10 protein-coding genes are annotated in these 17533 nt (G+C 69.5%); 3 read left to right on the top strand and 7 right to left on the bottom strand.

Annotation, left to right across the window (positions count from 1 at the left end; all coding sequences use genetic code 11):
* From ACZ4VF_RS28120 to ACZ4VF_RS28110, 3 genes are all read right to left on the bottom strand, one after another.
* The gene (locus ACZ4VF_RS28120; RefSeq protein ID WP_467929409.1) at positions 1-1698 is read right to left on the bottom strand and encodes a protein kinase family protein; all 1698 of its coding nucleotides are present in this window, start codon (positions 1696-1698) and stop codon (positions 1-3) included.
* 118 nt (positions 1699-1816) lie between these two features.
* Positions 1817-4198, bottom strand: coding sequence for a murein biosynthesis integral membrane protein MurJ (gene murJ, locus ACZ4VF_RS28115; RefSeq protein WP_467929408.1), 2382 nt, complete (start codon positions 4196-4198; stop codon positions 1817-1819).
* A 45-nt stretch (positions 4199-4243) separates the two neighbouring features.
* Complete coding sequence (locus ACZ4VF_RS28110) at positions 4244-6625, bottom strand: DUF6049 family protein (protein ID WP_467929406.1); 2382 nt, start codon at positions 6623-6625, stop codon at positions 4244-4246.
* A 258-nt stretch (positions 6626-6883) separates the two neighbouring features.
* Here ACZ4VF_RS28110 and ACZ4VF_RS28105 point away from each other — a divergent pair, with 258 nt between their 5' ends.
* Positions 6884-8326, top strand: coding sequence for a CCA tRNA nucleotidyltransferase (locus ACZ4VF_RS28105; protein WP_467929405.1), 1443 nt, complete (start codon positions 6884-6886; stop codon positions 8324-8326).
* Between the two features lie 95 nt (positions 8327-8421).
* Here the strand turns inward: ACZ4VF_RS28105 and ACZ4VF_RS28100 are convergent, their stop codons facing one another.
* The 3 genes from ACZ4VF_RS28100 to ACZ4VF_RS28090 form a co-directional block, all read right to left on the bottom strand.
* Positions 8422-9684 (bottom strand): MFS transporter, encoded by a 1263-nt coding sequence (locus ACZ4VF_RS28100; RefSeq protein WP_467929404.1) that lies wholly within the window; start codon positions 9682-9684, stop codon positions 8422-8424.
* A 103-nt stretch (positions 9685-9787) separates the two neighbouring features.
* Positions 9788-10870 (bottom strand): inositol-3-phosphate synthase, encoded by a 1083-nt coding sequence (locus ACZ4VF_RS28095; protein WP_467929403.1) that lies wholly within the window; start codon positions 10868-10870, stop codon positions 9788-9790.
* Positions 10871-10913: 43 nt separating this feature from the next.
* Positions 10914-11597 carry a PadR family transcriptional regulator gene (locus tag ACZ4VF_RS28090; RefSeq protein WP_467929401.1) on the bottom strand — a complete coding sequence of 228 codons (684 nt, stop codon included), beginning with the start codon at positions 11595-11597 and terminating at the stop codon, positions 10914-10916.
* A gap of 396 nt (positions 11598-11993) precedes the next feature.
* Between ACZ4VF_RS28090 and ACZ4VF_RS28085 the strand changes: the two genes are divergently transcribed.
* Both ACZ4VF_RS28085 and ACZ4VF_RS28080 read left to right on the top strand, forming a co-directional pair.
* A complete protein-coding gene (locus ACZ4VF_RS28085) occupies positions 11994-14696 on the top strand; it encodes a transglycosylase domain-containing protein (protein WP_467929400.1) in 2703 nt (900 codons plus the stop codon).
* Positions 14697-14825: 129 nt separating this feature from the next.
* Positions 14826-16379, top strand: coding sequence for a glycosyltransferase family 87 protein (locus tag ACZ4VF_RS28080; protein ID WP_467929399.1), 1554 nt, complete (start codon positions 14826-14828; stop codon positions 16377-16379).
* 79 nt (positions 16380-16458) lie between these two features.
* On the opposite strand, the gene ACZ4VF_RS28075 is transcribed toward ACZ4VF_RS28080, so the two are convergent.
* Entirely contained in the window at positions 16459-17490 is a 1032-nt protein-coding gene (locus tag ACZ4VF_RS28075; RefSeq protein WP_467929398.1) for an alanine racemase, read from the bottom strand.
* Positions 17491-17533 lie beyond the last annotated feature (43 nt).

Raw genomic sequence — 17533 nt, 5'->3', positions numbered from 1 at the left:
TCAGCTGGTCACCTTGATGTCCGCCACCCGGCCCCGCCACTGGCCGGCGTTGTCCGCGGGCAGCTTGGTCAGCCAGACGAGGAGGTATTGGCTCTTGAGAGCCTTGCCGGGCCGGAGCACCACGGTGGTGCCGGAGCCGTCGGCGACCTTGCTGTAGGCGTCGAACGACGTCGGCTCCGCTCCCGCGTCGGCACCCGCGGCCCGCAGCTCGACCGAGGTCTGGCCCACAAACGTGACCGTGACCTTGCCGACCTGCTGCACCTTGCCGAGGTCCAGGATGATGCCGACACCCGACTTCAGGTTGCCGAACTCCGGACTCAGATAGAAGTCCGTCTGCCAGTAGGTGGCCGAGCTGTTGTCGTACGCCTTGCCTATGTCGCCCGGCTTCTCCGAACCGTCCCGGCCGAACGGGTCGAAGTCGCGGGCGCCCTGGATGGCGATCGGCTTGCCGGACACCGGGTTCTTCTTGTTCTTGTCGCCGCTGTCCGTCGTCTGGCTCTTGTGGGTGTCGTCCGACGTGTCGCTCCGGTTCATCAGAGCGTCCGCCAGCTGCCAGCTGCCCAGTCCGAGGGCGGCGATGAGCAGGGCCGACACCGCCCACTTCAGGGCCCTGCCGGTACGGCTCTGCAGCGGGGGCGGCGGGGCCGCGATCGGCTGGGTGACACCGGGGTGCGGCGCGGAGCGGCCGTAGGAGCCCTGCTGGTAGGTCGTGCGCTGGTACTCCGGCGGAGCCGTGAACGCCGGCTCGGGCGGGCGGATGCGCGGCATCTCGCCGATCGCCTTCACCAACTCCTCCGGCGTGGTGCACGCTGCCTCGTGCCGGGACGCCGTGGCCCCGTCGTTGACGAGCGCCCGCATGGCGAGTTCGGACAGGCCGCGGTGCACACCGGCCCGCACCTGGTCCGGGGCGATGAGCCCGATGTCCTTGGGCAGGCCGGACAGGCCGTAGGCGTCGTTCTCGTACGGCCAGCGCTGGGTCAGCGCCGCGTACAGCAGGGCGCCGATCGCCTCGGTGTCGGTGCGTTGGGGGGTGTCGGAGGCGACGCCCCGCAGAGCCGCGTTCACGGCGAGTCCGCGGATGCGCCACTGACCGGTGGAGGCGCGCAGCACGGCGTTCGGGTTCAGCCGCAGATGGGCGAGGCCCTCCCGGTGCGCGGCGGCCATGGCCGAGGCGACCTGGCTGACCATCTGGTAGGCGTCGTGCGGCTCCAGCGGGCCGCCGGCCAGGAGCGTGGACAGCTCGGTGGCGTCGGGCAGCCACTCGTGGACGACGTAGACGAGGTCGTTCTCCTCGACGGCGTCGAGGACCTGGACGAAGCGCGGATCACCGAGCAGGGCGGAGGACCGGGCGGCGGCGAGGACGGACCGGGCCCGGGCGTGGTCCGCGGGCAGTACGTGGACGCCGACGGCACGACGGAGTTTCTCGTCGACCGCACGCCAACTGCTGAATCCGTCCAGACGGGTGACGCACTCCTCCAGCCGGTAGCGTCTGGCGAGCTTGTGGCCGCTGTGCAACTCCGGAGGAGAGGCCTTCCGACCGGGACCCTCGGTTCCACCGCCCTGTGCCTCGTCGCTGTCCGTGTCCCGCTCCGGGTTCTTGGCCACCCCGTCGGCCGTGGACTGGTCCGCCTTGGCGGTCAGCGGTGGCTCACCGCTGTTGTCTGCCACGTCGACGGCAGCCGTGCTCCGTTCCGCCACCGTCGTCCCTGCCTCCCCATCCGTTGCACGCTGTCCGACGCCGAAACCAATTGTGCCCACAGTCCGCCGCTATGCACGACACACGGCCGCGGACGATGGTTGTGCGCCTACCCCCGCCTCAACGCCCCAGACGCCCACGCACCATGCCGACGAGCGAGTTGAGCTCCTCGATCCGCATCCGTCGGGCGGCGACGAAGAAGACGCCGAACAACACGGCACCACCGGCGAGCAGCGCCGCGAAGGAGCCGATGACGCCCTGGCCGAGGGTGTGCCCGATGCCGTAGCAGGCGGCGCCGCTGAGCAGGGCCGCCGGCAGCGAGGCGATGCCCAGGCGCGCGTACGTGCGCAGCACCCGGGACCCGTCCAGGTCCCCGCCCAGCCGCGTGCGCAGCCGGCGCCAGGCCACGCCCACACCGATGGCGTAGGCGAGGCCGTAAGCGGCGGCCATACCGGCGACCGCCCAGCGCGGCGGCAGCAGGAAGTAGCAGAGCAATGCGGCGCCGGCGTTGACCGCGGCCACGATGACCGTGTTGTAGAAGGGGGTGCGGGTGTCTTCGTACGCGTAGAAGGCGCGGAGGACGACGTACTGCACCGAGTAGGGGATCAGGCCGAGGCCGAAGGCCATCAGCATGTAGCCCATGTTGGTGGCCGGGCCGATGCCGGCGGAGCCGAAGATCAGCGTGCACATCGGGATGCCCAGCGAGAGGAACCCGAAGGCGATCGGCACGATCGCGACCGCCGTGGTGCGCAGGCCCTGGGAGATGTCGTCGCGGACGGCGCCCGTGTCGTCCTCGGCGGCCGAGCGGGAGATGCGCGGCAGCAGGGCGGCCATCAGGGACACCGTGATGATGGCCTGCGGCAGGCCCCAGATCAGCTGGGCGTTGGCGTAGGCGGCGAAGCCGGTGCCCTTGACGCCGGAGTCGTCGCCGGCGGCCGTGGACAGCTGGGTGACGAACAGAGCGCCCACCTGGTTGGCGAGGACGAACAGGATCGTCCACTTGGCGAGCATCGCGGCCTTGCCCAGGCCGTGGCCTTTCCAGTCGAACCGCGGCCGGATCCGGAATCCGGTCTCACGCAGGTAGGGGATCATCGCCAGCGCCTGGACGACCAGGCCGAGCAGCACACCGACACCGAGCAGGCGCTGGCCCTCCGGCGGGATGCTCCTGACGGTCAGATGGGAGTTGGCGGCGGTGCCGTACACCCAGATGAACGCGCCGAGGGAGACGATGATGACGATGTTGTTCAGGACCGGCGTCCACATCATCGCGCCGAACTTGCCGCGCGCGTTGAGGATCTGGCCCATCACCACGTGGATGCCCATGAAGAAGATCGAGGGCAGGAAGTAGCGGGTGAAGGTCACCGCGACGTCGTTGGCGGCCGCGTTGTCGGCGATGGTGGGCGACAGCGCCCGCACCAGCAGCGGTGCCGCGAACATCGCGAGCGCGGTCAGCGCGGCCAGGGCCACCATCACCAGGGTCAGCAGCCGGTTGGCGAAGGCCTCGCCGCCGTCCTCGTCCTCCTTCATGGAGCGCACCAGCTGCGGCACGAACACGGAGTTCAGACCACCGCCGACGGTGAGGATGTAGATCATCGTCGGCAGCTGGTAGGCCACCTGGAAGGAGTCGGCGAGGAAGCCGAGACCCAGCGCGGCGGCGATCAGCGCGGAGCGGACGAAACCGGTGAGGCGGGACACCATCGTGCCCGCCGCCATGACCGCGCTGGACTTCAGCAGCCCGGCGGCCTTCCCGCCCTTCTTGGCGGGCGCCGCGGAAGCGGCCTCCGCCGTGACGGCCTCCGGCTCGACGGCCCCGGAGAGACCGCCGGGGTCCGGAGCGGCGGCCGGGGTGGGCACCGGGGACTGCGACGAGTACGCGGCGCCGGTGGGACCGGCCGGGTAGCCGGCGGCTCCGGTGTACGGGTGACCCTGCTGCGGGCTCCGGTCGTGCGGCGCCTGGTACTGGCCGGCAGGGCCGTGGCCGCCGCCCGGCGCCGCAGCCGGCCCCGGAACTCCCGGCGCCCCCGCGGGTGCCTGGCCGCCCGCCTGCTGCTGGTCCTTGAAGAGATGCGCGAAGGCGTCCGGCTCGTGGTACTCCTCGCCGGAGTGCGTGACGAGGTCGTCCACGCCGACGAACTGGGTCGTGCGCGGGTCCTCGCCGTACGGCAGGTACTGGGTCGCGCCCCCCGGTTCCGGCGCCGGGGTCTGCGCCCACACGTTCGGGTCGGGCGCGTAGGGCGACTGGGCGGGCGGGGCGTACAGCGGCTGCTGCTGGTCGTACGGGCCCGGAGGTGGCGGCGGGTGCGCGGCGCGGTCGTACAGCGCCTCGGCGACCGGGTCCTGCGCGGCCAGGTCCTGCGCCCGGTAGGGGTCCTGCTCGTAGGCGTCCTGGAGATACATGTCCGCCGCGTGCTGCGGCGGCACCTGGCCGGACTCGGGCGGCGGCTCGGGGTAGCCCGAGCCGGCCGCGCCCTGGCCGCGGTCACCGTCGTACGGCGCGTTCATGCTTACCCCACCTCATCGTCCCGGGCCCACCGGCCACGACATCGCTCAACGGTCCACTCTCTCACCCGTCCCGGACGGGTCGGCGCTTTCCGGTGCGGTGTCCGGCGCAGGGTCACTCGGCTGCTCCGGGTCGTCTGCCCCGGGGGCGGAGTCGGTTTCCTTCGTGAGACGGTCCCCGGGCGCCCCGGGGTTCCCGGGATTCCCAGGCTCGTCCGGACCCTCCCCCGCGGCGTCGGGTCCGTCGCCCTCGGCCTGCCGGGCCGCGGCGCGCTTGCGCTGGGTGTACATCCTGAAGCCGGCGAGCACAAGGAGCAGCACGCCGCCGCCGATGACCAGCATCACGGTGGGGGTGACCTCGGTGACCTTCACGTCGAAGCTGACGGGGTCGCCGTACTCCAGGCCGTCCTCGGTGTACAGCTGGGCGATCACCGTCACCCGGCCGTTGGCGTTGGCGGAGGTGGTGAACTTCACCGACTGACTGTGCCCGCCGGAGACCTCCACGCGCTGCTCCGAATAGGCCTTGCCGCCGATCTTCAGACGGGTCGGCATGGTGGAGGTAAGGCGGAGGACCAGGTGGCCGACAGGCTGTACGAGATTGTTCTGGACCGTCACCGGGATGGTGGCGCTGCGGCCGGAGAGCTTGGTCTCCGACTTCTGGATCAGCTTCACCTGGTCGGCCAGCTCGTCGAGCCATGCCTCCACGCCGTCGCTGTATCCGTCGGCCGCGTCGCTCCGTCCGCGCCACGAGGTGGACATCTCGCGGTTTATGGCCAGCCCGAACGGGGTGACCACGCGGGACTGTTTGGAGAGGATCACCTGGAACTTGTCGAGCTTGTCCTGGGTACGGGCGAGCTGCTCGAAGGCCGTCCTCGGCAGCTCCTGCCGGCGCAGCGAGGTCGGATAGGCGGACCTCGACGGGATGCGCGTGGTGGCGCCCGGGTCGGGCTTGTCCTTGGCCGCCGCGGTGAGGTCCTGAGGCTGGGACCAGGTGCCGCCCTGGAGTGCCTTCAGCGCCGCCGCCATCGCCTGAGCCTGGCTCGCCGTGGGCATGCGCTGCGGGGCGACGACGATACTGCGCTGCTTGTCCGTCTGCGCGTTCAGCTCCAGGCTCTGGGCCAGGAAGCGCTGGACGGCGAGAGTGGCCGACCCCGCCTTCGACAGGTCGTCCTGGAAGGCCGTGGACAGCCGGGCGTCGGCGACCACCGCCGTTGTGCCCCCGCCGACCGGGCGGGGAGCGGAGGGGGTGTACGACAGTCCGGCGGTCTCCTGGAGGCTGTCACTGCGGGCGATCACCCGGTCGGCTCCGGCGGAGGTCGCGACCTTCATGATCGACGGGTCCACCGCGCCGTTCACCGGCCAGGCGAAGTCGGTGCTCGGGGTGACGTGCAGCACCGTCTTGACGGTGGTCGCGGCGACGTCGGTGGCGTCCTTGAGGTGGCTGAGCGAGCCGGTGACGCTGGTGCCGTTGTGCGCCAGGGAGGCCAGGTCGGGGTCGGCGAACGGCAGCGCGACGACCTCCTTGCCGGCCACCGCCTTCTGCAGCCCGGCCAGCCACTGCTTGGCGACCGCCTGGTCCTCCCGTGAGCTGGGAGTGCCGGTGCCGTCGGCGCTCTGGATCCGGTAGTTGCCCGCGGCCATCGCGTCGACCGAGGCCAGGAGGTCCGGGTCGATCACCCAGGTGACGTCGAGGTCCTTGCCCAGGTTCACCATCTGGGACAGCCGGCCACCGGGAGCCAGTTCCTTGGCGAGATCGTCGTCGAGGAACTCCGGCGTCTGCAGTTCGCCCGCGCCCGTCTTGGCCGTCATGTGGACCGTGGAGATCAGCGGCCACAGGAACGTGGTCTTCGTCTTGGTGTCGGCCTCCGACGACTGCCACGGCAGGAACGTCCGCTGGATGCCGAGCACGTGGTCCCAGCCCTGGGAGGAGGTCTCGCCGGAAAGCGTGACCCCCAGCTCGTAGACCCCGTCCTCGCCGAGGTCGAGCTTGTCCACGGGGACGGAGATGCTGAAGTGCTGGGCGACGCCCGGGGCCAGTGTGTCGAACTTGTCCTCGTACTTGTCGTCGATCTCGGATCCGGTGCCGCCCTGCAGTTCGTCCGAGTGCCGGGCGACGGAGTCGATCTCCGACCGGGTGGTCAGCTGGGAGCCCATGCGCAGGCCCACATGGGCGTCGGTGACGGCCTGTCTGCCGTTGTTGGTCACCGTGCCCGACACGGTCAGCGTGTCGCCGTCCGTGGGGGCACTGGGGCTGAGGGCGTCCAGGGAGACAGACACCGTGTCGGAGGACGCGGCCTGCGCGGGCCCGGCGACGGGCAGCTGGAGCAGACCGGCCAGCAGTGGTGCCCCGGTGAGCAGTGCTCCGGCGCGCCGCAGCCACCGGCGGGCAGGTGAGGCACTGGTCCCCTGGAAGTCAGCCGCCTCGGCCACGCGCTCGCCCGTCCCTCGTCGTCGTCAGTGGTCGTCGGAATGTGCGTCCACGCATGGTAACGATGCCCGCTGAACGGAAGTGCCGCGGTGTCCTCCGCAAGATCGAGGAACAGCCGCGGCCCGTCCTCTATATCCAGTATCGAGGGGAGAGCGACCGTACGCCGCAAGAGCAGTGCTTGCGGCGGGTATGCCGGAAGGTGTCCGCACCGCCTTAATGGGGGCGCCCCTGGTCGCGCGGGGCACGTACCCTCTTCTGTTGTGCCGAACGCCAACGAAGACACTCCCTCTGCCCTGAGCCAGGCGCAGCAGCGCGCGGTCGCCGAGCTGCTGCGGGTGGCCCCTGTCGCCGACGACCTCGCCCGCCGATTCCAGCAGGCCGGGTTCTCGCTCGCCCTCGTCGGCGGATCGGTCCGCGACGCGCTGCTCGGCCGGCTCGGCAACGATCTGGACTTCACCACCGACGCCCGCCCCGAGGACGTACTGAAGATCGTCCGGCCATGGGCGGACGCCGTCTGGGAGGTGGGAATCGCCTTCGGCACGGTCGGCGCGCACAAGGGCGGCTACCAGATCGAGATCACCACCTACCGGTCGGAGGCCTACGACCGCACCTCGCGCAAGCCGGAGGTGTCGTACGGCGACTCCATCGAGGAGGACCTGGTCCGCCGCGACTTCACGGTCAACGCCATGGCCGTGGCACTCCCGGAGAAGGAGTTCATCGACCCGCACGGCGGTCTGGAGGATCTCGCGGCGCGTGTGCTGCGCACGCCCGGCACGCCCGAGGAGTCGTTCTCGGACGACCCCCTGCGCATGATGCGGGCCGCCCGGTTCGCCGCCCAGCTGGACTTCACGGTCGCCCCCGAGGTCGTCACCGCTATGACGGAGATGGCAGGGCGCCTCGAGATCGTCTCGGCGGAACGGGTCCGGGACGAGCTGAACAAGCTCATCCTGTCCGCACAGCCGCGCAAGGGGCTGACGCTGCTCGTCGACACCGGGCTCGCCGGCCATGTGCTGCCCGAGCTGCCGGCGCTGCGCCTGGAGCGAGACGAGCACCACCGGCACAAGGACGTCTATGAGCACACGTTGATCGTCCTGGAGCAGGCGATCGCGCTGGAGCAGGACGGCCCGGACCTCACGCTTCGCCTGGCCGCGCTTCTGCACGACATCGGCAAGCCGCGCACTCGCCGCTTCGAGAAGGACGGCCGGGTCTCCTTCCACCACCATGAGGTGGTCGGCGCCAAGATGACCAAGAAGCGCATGACCGCCCTGAAGTACTCCAACGAACTGGTGAAGGACGTCTCGCGGCTGGTCGAGCTTCATCTGCGCTTCCACGGCTACGGCACCGGGGAGTGGACGGACTCGGCGGTCCGCCGGTACGTCCGTGACGCCGGCCCGCTGCTGGACCGTCTGCACAAGTTGACCCGCTCCGACTGCACCACGCGCAACAAGCGGAAGGCAGTGGCGCTGTCCCGGGCCTACGACGGCCTGGAGGAGCGCATCGCCCAGTTGCAGGAGCAGGAGGAACTGGACGCGATCCGTCCCGACCTGGACGGCAACCAGATCATGGAGATCCTGGGAATCGGCCCCGGGCCGGCCGTCGGCAAGGCGTACAAGCACATGCTGGAGCTGCGCCTGGAGAACGGGCCGATGGAGCCCGATGCCGCAGTGGCGGCGCTCAAGGAGTGGTGGGCCGCACAGGGCTGAGGAAGAGCCGGACGATGTTTCACGTGAAACAGCCGTCCGGGACCGACGGCAGCGAGGGGCGATGTTTCACGTGAAACATCGCCCCTCGTTCCGTCCTACCGGCGCTCGAAACGGGCCAGCGCAGTCGCGGCCACTCCATAGAGAACGGCGACCAGAACCACCAGCGCCGTCGAGCGGCCGTCCGGCGGCAGCATCAGAGCCGCCGCTCCCGCCGCGCCCACGAAGGCGACGTTGAAGAGCACGTCGTACACGGAGAAGACGCGACCACGGAAGGCGTCCTCGACGCAGGCCTGCACGATCGTGTCCGTGGCGATCTTGGCACCCTGGGTGGTCAGGCCCAGAACGAAGGCCGCGACCATGAGGGGACCGGTGGCGAACGGGAGACCCAGGGCCGGTTCCAGCACCATGGCAGCCCCGGCGCACACCGCGATCCAGCGGCCGGGACCGAGCCGCCCCGCCGTCCAGGGCGTCACCACCGCCGCCGCGAAGAATCCCGCGCCGGACAGCGCCAGTGCCAGCCCGAGCAGTCGCAGTCCTTCGTCGGGGCTGTCGGTGAGGGCGTAGCGGCACAGCATGAGCAGCAGGACGAGGAGTGCGCCGTAGCAGAAGCGCATCAGTGTCATGGCGGCCAGGGCCCAGGCCGCTTCCCTGCGCTGAGCTGCTGCCAGGTGCCGGACGGCGGCCAGCAGCTCCCGTGCCGTCTCGGCGAGTGCCGCGGCCAGACGGGGGCGTGCCGGGTGACGGTCGGGTCCGAGGAGGGCGGGCGCCAGGCGCAGAGACGCGAGGCCCGCGCAGAGATAGAGGAAGGAGCCGAAGAGGACCACGGCCGCGTCGGAGCCCGACGACAGGATCCGTACGACGAAGGCGAGGCCTCCGCCCGCGGTCGCCGCGAGGGTGCCGGCGGTCGGGGAGAGCGAGTTGGCCAGTACCAGGCGCCGGGTGTCGACGACGCGGGGCAGGGCGGCGGACAGCCCGGCGAGGACGAAGCGGTTCACCGCGGTCACGCTCAGCGCCGAGGCGTAGAAGAGCCAGTCGGGGGCGTTGCCGAGCATCAGTACCGCCGTGGCCGCGGCCAGCAGGGCGCGCAGCAGATTGCCGTACACGAAGACCTGGCGGCGGCGCCAGCGGTCCAGCAGGACACCGGCGAAGGGGCCGACCAGCGAGTAGGGGAGCAGCAGGACCGCCATCGCCGAGGCGATCGCCGTGGCCGAGGTCTGCTTCTCCGGGGAGAAGACGACGTACGCGGCGAGTGCGACCTGGTACACCCCGTCGGCGCCCTGGGACAGCAGACGGACGGACAGCAGACGCCGGAAGTCCCGCAGGCGCAGCAGGACGCGCAGGTCACGGACGACAGGCATGGATCACACCCTCACACATGCGGAAGGTCCCCGGGTCGGGGAACCCGGGGACCTTCACAGCCCTGGCAGGAGCGTTCTCGTGCGAGCGGGCGCGCTGGGCGCCTTAGCGCTCGACCTCGCCGCGGATGAACTTCTCGACGTTCTGACGGGCCTCGTCGTCGAAGTACTGGACCGGCGGGGACTTCATGAAGTACGAGGACGCCGACAGGATCGGGCCGCCGATGCCGCGGTCCTTGGCGATCTTCGCGGCGCGCAGGGCGTCGATGATGACACCCGCGGAGTTCGGGGAGTCCCAGACCTCCAGCTTGTACTCCAGGTTCAGCGGGACGTCACCGAAGGCGCGGCCCTCCAGGCGGACGTAGGCCCACTTGCGGTCGTCCAGCCAGGCGACGTAGTCGGACGGGCCGATGTGGACGTTCTTCTCGCCGAGGTCCCGGTCGGGGATCTGGGAGGTGACGGCCTGCGTCTTCGAGATCTTCTTGGACTCCAGGCGCTCGCGCTCGAGCATGTTCTTGAAGTCCATGTTGCCGCCGACGTTCAGCTGCATGGTCCGGTCGAGGATGACACCGCGGTCCTCGAACAGCTTCGCCATGACGCGGTGCGTGATGGTGGCGCCGACCTGGGACTTGATGTCGTCACCGACGATCGGGACACCGGCCTCGGTGAACTTGTCCGCCCACTCCTTCGTACCGGCGATGAAGACCGGGAGGGCGTTGACGAAGGCGACCTTGGCGTCGATGGCGCACTGGGCGTAGAACTTCGCCGCGTCCTCGGAACCGACGGGCAGGTAGCAGACCAGGACGTCGACCTGCTTGTCCTTGAGGACCTGGACGACGTCGACCGGCTCCTCGGCGGACTCCTCGATGGTGGCGCGGTAGTACTTGCCGAGGCCGTCGAGGGTGTGGCCGCGCTGGACGGTGACACCGGTGTGGGGCACGTCGCAGATCTTGATGGTGTTGTTCTCGGAGGCGCCGATGGCGTCCGCCAGGTCGAGACCGACCTTCTTGGCGTCGACGTCGAACGCCGCGACGAACTCGACGTCGCGGACGTGGTAGTCACCGAACTGCACGTGCATCAGGCCGGGGACCTTGGACGCCGGGTCGGCGTCCTTGTAGTACTCGACTCCCTGCACCAGCGACGCGGCGCAGTTGCCCACGCCGACGATGGCTACGCGAACCGAACCCATTCCGGTTGCTCCCTGTGTGTACGAGTGAGGCCCTGACTGGGTCTCACGTGGCGGTGTCGTCGGGCGTATCCGTCCCGGGGGTGTTCCCGGGACGGGGCAGGCCGCCCGTCGATCCATTGGTGGTGTCCTGCTGAGCGGGCCCCCCGGTCGCGGAACCTCTCAGGTCCCGCCCGGCCCGCTCGCTCTCGATGAGCTCGTTCAGCCAGCGCACTTCGCGCTCCACGGACTCCATTCCGTGGCGCTGGAGCTCAAGCGTGTAGTCGTCGAGGCGCTCCCGTGTGCGGGCGAGGGAGGCGCGCATCTTCTCGAGGCGCTCCTCCAGTCGGCTGCGCCGGCCCTCCAGGACGCGCATGCGCACGTCGCGCGAGGTCTGGCCGAAGAAGGCGAACCGCGCGGCGAAGTGCTCGTCCTCGTACGCGTCGGGGCCGGTCTGCGAGAGCAGCTCCTCGAAGTGCTCCTTGCCTTCCGCGGTCAGCCGGTAAACGATCTTGGCGCGGCGGCCGGCGAGGGGAGCGGCGAGTGCGTCGTCGTGGGTGTTCCCGGGCTCCTCGATCAGCCAGCCGTTGGCGACCAGGGCCTTGAGGCAGGGGTACAGCGTCCCGTAGCTGAACGCGCGGAACACACCCAATGACGTGTTGAGTCTTTTGCGCAGCTCGTAGCCGTGCATCGGGGACTCGCGGAGCAGGCCGAGCACGGCGAACTCAAGGATGCCGGAGCGCCGGCTCATCGTCGCCTCCTCTCGGTCCCGCAGGTCTCTTCCGCGGGTCTCGCAGTGCCTCTCGGCGTCTTTATCTCGCGCTGATGTATCGACTCGATACATCACGACGATAGAACGGCCTCTCGTGGGCGACAAGAGGGGCGATGGTGAACGGGATCACATCACTGATTCGTAGGAGGCAACTTGCCTGTTTTGGGGTGAACTTCGGGGCTCGGTGGGTTTTGGTGGTGCGTAGTCTGTGCGGCATGCAGTCCACCGGGAACCGCGTGACGCCTGGGGAGCGTCGTCGTCCCTGGTGCAGTACGGGTGAATGCAGCACCGACCACATCCGTACTTCGGGGGGACCGGAAACCAGCCGCCGTTCCAGGCGCGCACGGGTGCGCCTGCCCGAGGAGTAATCGTTCGATGAGCGAGCACCGTCGCAAACCGCCGCAGCCGCAGGGAGGCGGACGTGCCGCGGCCCGACGCGGCCCGTCCGGCTCGTCCCCCGGCCGCCGTGCGGCACCGCGAGGCGCCACCGGGTCTCCTGCCGACTCCTATGGGTCCCCTTCGCATGGACCGGAGTCCGCCGGCTCGGGAGGTGACGAGCGTCCCTACGGCGGCCGGGCCGAGGCCCGCCGTGCCGCCCAGAAGGGCGGCCGACGCAGAGCCGCCGACAACACCTCCCCCGGCGGCCGGCGCGGTCCGGGCGGGCCGACCGGTCCCGGCCGCGGCAAGGGCCGCGCGACGACGGCACCCGGCAAGAAGCGGTTCATCGACTACCCCAGGGCCGACAAGTACGGCTGGCGGCGCTGGGTACCGTCCTGGAAGCTGGTCAGCGGGCTGTTCATCGGCTTCGTCGGGAGCCTGGTGGTGATGATCGGCGTCGGCTACGCGATGGTCTCGATCCCCAACGAGAACGATGCCGCCAAGTCCCAGAACAACGTCTACTACTGGGCCGACGGCAGCCAGATGGTGGCCACGGGCACCGGAGTGAACCGGCAGAACGTCACCATCGACAAGATCCCCGAGGCCATGCAGTGGGCCGTGATCTCGGCGGAGAACAAGAGCTTCTACGATGACTCGGGTGTCGATCCCATGGGCATCGCCCGGGCGCTGGCCAACATGGCGCGGGGCGGCCAGACGCAGGGTGGTTCGACGATCACCCAGCAGTTCGTCAAGAACACGTACCTGAGCCAGGAACAGACGGTCACCCGTAAGTTCAAGGAGATGTTCATCTCCATCAAGGTGGGCACGAAGCTCGACAAGAAGCAGATCCTGCAGGGCTACCTGAACACCTCGTACTACGGCCGGGGCGCCTACGGCATCCAGGCGGCCGCCCAGACCTACTACGGCGTGGACGCGGTCGACCTCAAGCCGAGCCAGTGCGCCTTCCTCGCGGCACTGCTGAAGGGCCCGACGTACTACGACCCGGCCGGCAACGCCGACCTCGACAAGTCGGCGACCGCGAAGGCGAACGAGAAGCGGTCGAGGGAGCGCTGGTCCTGGATCCTCAACGAGATGCACAAGGACAAGCACCTCACCGACGCCGACTACCAGGATGCGATCAAGGCGTACCCCAAGCCCCAGGGACGTAAGGCGACGAAGGGCATGACCGGCCAGACCAGCTACCTGGTCGACACGGCCAAGAAGTACGTCCTGAACCACTCCGACATCACCGAGGCGCAGTTCGACCAGGGCGGCTACCAGATCTACACGACCTTCGACAAGAAGAGCGTGAACGCCCTGAGCGCCGCCGTGAAGAAGGTCCAGAAGGAGAATCTCGACCCGAAGCACCGCGAGAAGGACAAGTACGTCCAGTTCGGTGCGGCGTCGGTGGACCCCAAGGACGGGAAGATCGTCGCGCTCTACGGCGGTGACGGATACGAGAACGGCCACTTCACCAACAACGCCGACACCTCCGGTGTGCCCGTCGGCTCGACGTGGAAGCCGTTCGTCCTCGCCGCGGCGATGCAGTACGGCACCTACAGGTCCGAGGGCGAGGGCATCTCCCCTCTGAGCAAGTACAACGGCAACGACAAGCTCAAGGTCCTGAACCAGAACGGCACCCCCGTTCTGAAGAAGGACGGCTCGGTCTTCTACCAGCGCAACGAGGGCCCCAAGCCGTGGGGCTACATCACGCTGCGCAAGGCCATGGAGCAGTCCGTCAACACCCCGTTCGTGCAGCTCGGCATGGATGTCGGGATGTCGAAGGTCAAGGACGTGGCGAAGGCGTCCGGCATTCTCGACGCGAGCTTCGCCTCGCTCAACCCGTCCTTCGCCATCGGCACCTCGACGCCGAGCGCGATCCGCATGGCCGACGCCTACGCGACGTTCGCCGCCTCCGGAAAGCATGCGGATCCGTACTCTGTGCTGCACGTCAAGAAGGACGGCGAGGAACTGCCGGGCTTCACCAAGCCCAAGGTGACGCAGGCGATGCCGGAGAACGTGGCCAACAACGTGACGGACACGCTGGAGAACGTGATCCAGAACGGTACGGGTCGGAACGCCAAGGCCCTGGGCCGTACCGCCGCCGGCAAGACCGGTACGACCGACAGCAACAAGTCGGCATGGTTCGTCGGCTACACCCGGCAGCTGTCGACCTCGGTCGCGATGTTCCGTGAGAACCCCAAGGACCACGAGCTGCTGTCCATGAACGGCACGGCGGGTGTGGACTCCATCCACGGTGGTGACATCCCGACGCAGGTGTGGACCGAGTACATGAAGGACGCGCTCAAGGGCAAGAACGACCTCGGCTTCCCGGACGCCACCGAGATCGGAAAGGTCCAGGACGAGGCGGGGGCCCCTACCCCGACCCCGAGCGCCACCATCAAGCCGAGCCCGACGCCGAGTGACACGCCGAGCCCGACGCCGAGCCAGACGACCACCACGCCGTCCCCGTCGCCGAGCGAGTCCTGCCAGTTCGGCGCCTGGGACCCGAACTGCAACGGGAACGGCAACGGCAACGGCAACGGGAATGGAAACGGCAACGGCACCGGCGGCGTGGACACCGGCGGCACCGACGGAGGCGGAGGGACGTCACCGGCGCCCACCGCTACGGACACCAGTGGAACCGGCACCACCCGAGGAAATGGCAACGGAGGCTTCTTCGGAGGTCAGACGGGTTAGCCCGGTGATTCGACCGGTGGGTGACCATATCGCCCACCAGGGGTGTTTCACGTGAAACATGGGCCGCCGCACCTGACGGGTGCGGCGGCCCTCGGTGTTTTCCCAGACAGGTACGGCAGGATGTGCCCCATGCCCAGTGCAGAGATGACGCCCACGAGCAGGCACGAGCCCGAGCCCGTGCGGACCGCCGTGGCAGAGACGGTGCAGCCGACCAGGGAGGACGAGGTCGCCGCCGCCGGCAGTGAGCTGATCGGCGGCCCCCTGGGGCGGCGCGCCCTGCTCGGGACCTCCTGGTGGACCCCGGTACGGGTCGTGGCGCTCGTGGCGATCGGCATGTTCGCCCTCGGCCTGGTCCAGAAGGCACCCTGCTACGACAGCGCCTGGTTCTTCGGCGCGAGCAGTCAGTACACACACGCCTGTTATTCGGACATTCCGCACCTCTATCAGGGCCGCGGATTCGCCGACCATCTCGTGCCGTACTTCGACAAGCTCCCGGGCGACATGGACTACCTCGAATATCCGGTGCTGACCGGCGTGTTCATGGAGGTGGCGTCCTGGCTGACCCCGCACAGCGGCAGCATCCAGCACCAGGAGCAGTGGTACTGGTTCGTCAACGCGGGGATGCTGATGGTGTGCGCCGCCGTGATCGCCGTATGCGTGGCCCGCACCCATCGCCGGCGCCCCTGGGACGGTCTGCTGGTCGCCCTCGCCCCCGCCTTCGCGCTCACGGCGACCATCAACTGGGACCTGCTGGCGGTGGCACTGACCGCCGCCGCGATGCTGATGTGGGCGCGGGGCCGGGCCGTCGCGTTCGGTGTCCTCCTGGGGCTCGCCACGGCCGCCAAGCTGTACCCGGTCGTCCTGCTCGGACCCTTGCTGGTCCTGTGCTGGCGGGCGGGCAAGTGGCGCGCGTTCTTCCAGGCCCTGGCCGGCGCGGTGGTCGCCTGGCTCGTGGTGAACCTGCCGGTCATGCTCACGCACGACGCGACGGGCTTCCACATCCGCGAGGGGTGGGCCAAGTTCTACACCTTCAGCAAGGAGCGTGGAGTCGACTTCGGCTCCTTCTGGCTGATCTGGGCGCAGAACACCAGCACCCCGCCCAGCACCGACTTCGTCAACACCGCGGCCATGGTGCTGGTCGTGCTGTGCTTCCTCGGCATCGCGGCGCTGGGCTTCACCGCCCCGCGCCGCCCGCGCTTCGCCCAGCTGGCGTTCCTGATGGTGGCCGCCTTCGTGCTCACCAACAAGGTCTACTCCCCGCAGTACGTCCTGTGGCTGGTGCCGCTGGCCGTCCTCGCCCGGCCCAAGTGGCGGGACTTCCTGATCTGGCAGGCCTGCGAGGTGGCGTACTTCCTGGGTATCTGGCTGTACCTCGCCTACACGACCAGCGGAGACGCCCACAAGGGCCTGCCGGCGCAGGGCTACCACTGGGCGATCGCGGTGCACCTGGCGGGCACGCTGTACCTGTGCGCCGTCGTCGTACGGGACATCCTCATGCCGGAACGGGACGTGGTGCGCCGGTCCGGTGACGACGATCCCTCGGGCGGAGTGCTCGACGGAGCGGAAGACGCGTTCGTGCTCGGCGCGGCGACCCATCCGCCGCGGCACGCCACCCACTTCGAGACACCGCAGGTCGGCTGGGGGCAGCCCGAGACGCCGCCCCACCAGGACCGTTCGCCCTGAGCGAACAGCCGTTGGCGAGGTCGTGAAAAAGGCCGTATCCGGGCGTTCCGGATACGGCCTTCACGTCGTCCCGGACGGCTCAGCGGTCCACGAGACGGTCGAACTGGGTGGTGGTGTGCCGCAGGTGGGCCACCAGCTCGTCGCCCACCTGGGGCTCGGGGGCGTCCGAGGGCACGAAGAGGATCGAGACCTGCATGTGCGGCGGCTCGGCGAACCAGCGCTGCTTTCCGCCCCAGACGAACGGAGAAAGGTTCCGGTTCACCGTGGCGAGCCCGGCGCGTGCGACGCCCTTGGCGCGCGGCATGACGCCGTGCAGGGCCTTCGGAGCCTCCAGGCCCACCCCGTGCGACGTACCGCCCGCCACGACCACCAGGTAGCCGTCCGAGGCCGCCTTCTGCTGCCGGTAGCCGAACCGGTCACCCTTCGCCACGCGCGTGACGTCCAGGACGGCGCCGCGGTACTCGGTGGCCTCGTGGTCCCCCAGCCACAGCCGCGTGCCGATGCGCGCGCGGAACCGGGTCTGCGGGAACTGCTGCTGGAGCCGGGCCAGCTCGTCGGCCTTGAGGTGGCTGACGAACATCGTGTGCAGCGGCAGCCGTGCCGCGCGCAGCCGGTCCATCCAGCCGATGACCTCCTCGACGGCGTCCGAGCCGTCGGTGCGGTCCAGCGGCAGGTGGATGGCGAAGCCCTCCAGCCGGATGTTCTCTATGGCCTGGTGCAGCTGGGGCAGGTCCTGCTCGCTGATGCCGTGCCGCTTCATCGAGGACATCACCTCGATGACCACACGGGCGCCCACGAGGCCGTACACACCGTCGATCGACGACACCGAGCGGACCACCCGGTCGGGCAGCGGCACCGGCTCCTCGCCGCGCCGGTACGGGGTGAGCACCAGCAGGTCACCGCCGAACCAGTCCTTGATGCGCGCGGCCTCGTAGGTGGTGCCGACGGCGAGCAGGTCCGCACCGAGCCGTGTGGCCTCCTCCGACAGCCGTTCGTGCCCGAAGCCGTAGCCGTTGCCCTTGCAGACCGGGACGAGTCCCGGGAACTGCTCCTGCACGTGCTTGTGGTGCGCCCGCCAGCGCGCGGTGTCGACGTAGAGCGTGAGCGCCATGGCCGGACCCGGAACCTTTCTCGTGGCTGGGGTGGATCGAAGG

It is taken from the genome of Streptomyces sp. NPDC029151 (assembly GCF_055564315.1).
This window is presented reverse-complemented; position numbering and strand designations above follow the sequence as displayed.